Raw genomic sequence first — 870 nt, 5'->3', positions numbered from 1 at the left:
TGCTTGTGATGCAGGACAAGGCTAAAGACGGCGGCGTATCCGAGAACTGTTGCGATGCCCCAGACGCCATTGAGTGCATCTCCGCGCAACGCGAGAATGTCGGCAAGGGCCACTAATGCGACATATTCAAACAGAAATAACGCGAGAACGATCAGCGCAGCCTGGCCCAGGGTTGGGAAGCCTGCGTGCTTTTCGGTGGCCCTATTCATGCCGCCAACCTCGGCTGGCTTCTGGTCGCGAAACTGCGGGGCGATGTGGTGCGCCATCCATTTTGTGGTCCTCCCAAACTCTTGTAAGGCATGAGTTATATCAGTTGTCTCATCTTGAGAAAAATTGTTGAGACTTTGTTTCAGCCAAGGGTTTCTACCCGGATACCCTTCGATGCCCAGTCGTAGCATGAGTCGCGCAAGGCCTTCGGGTAGTAGCTGACTTTTGGGGGCCTGCCCGATCCTGTGATGACAGCGATTCAACAAAAGGGGACCCCACATGACAACAAAACTCAACGTGAACGGCAAGGCCGTTTCCGTCAACGCTGAACCTGACACACCCCTCTTGTGGGTGATACGCGATGAGCTGGGCATGACCGGCACCAAGTTCGGCTGCGGTGCGGCGCTGTGCGGCGCGTGTACCGTGCACCTCAATGGCAAGCCGGTGCGGTCGTGTCAGACGCCGCTGTCTGCGGCGGCGGGCCAGAAGGTGGCGACCATTGAAAGCCTCTCGCGCAACAACACGCATCCGCTGCAGGTGGCGTGGATCAAGCATGACGTGCCGCAGTGCGRCTACTGCCAGTCGGGCCAGCTGATGAGCGCGGCGGCATTGCTCACGGGCAACAAGAACCCGAGCGACGCGGACATTGACGCGGCGATGAGC

The 870-nt window shown here is 58.7% G+C and carries 2 protein-coding genes; one reads left to right on the top strand and one right to left on the bottom strand.

Going from position 1 to position 870, the window contains the following annotated elements:
• On the bottom strand, positions 1-266 hold a 266-nt coding region (locus AC1D0Z_RS23155), incomplete at its 3' end, for a hypothetical protein (protein ID WP_477660471.1).
• A gap of 220 nt (positions 267-486) precedes the next feature.
• Between AC1D0Z_RS23155 and AC1D0Z_RS23150 the strand changes: the two genes are divergently transcribed.
• The coding region (locus tag AC1D0Z_RS23150; RefSeq protein WP_477660470.1) for a (2Fe-2S)-binding protein at positions 487-870 on the top strand (384 nt) is incomplete at its 3' end.

The organism is Polaromonas sp. P1_E3 (assembly GCF_056405935.1).
Note: the sequence above shows the minus strand (reverse complement) of the source record. Positions and strands in the feature narration are given on the sequence as shown.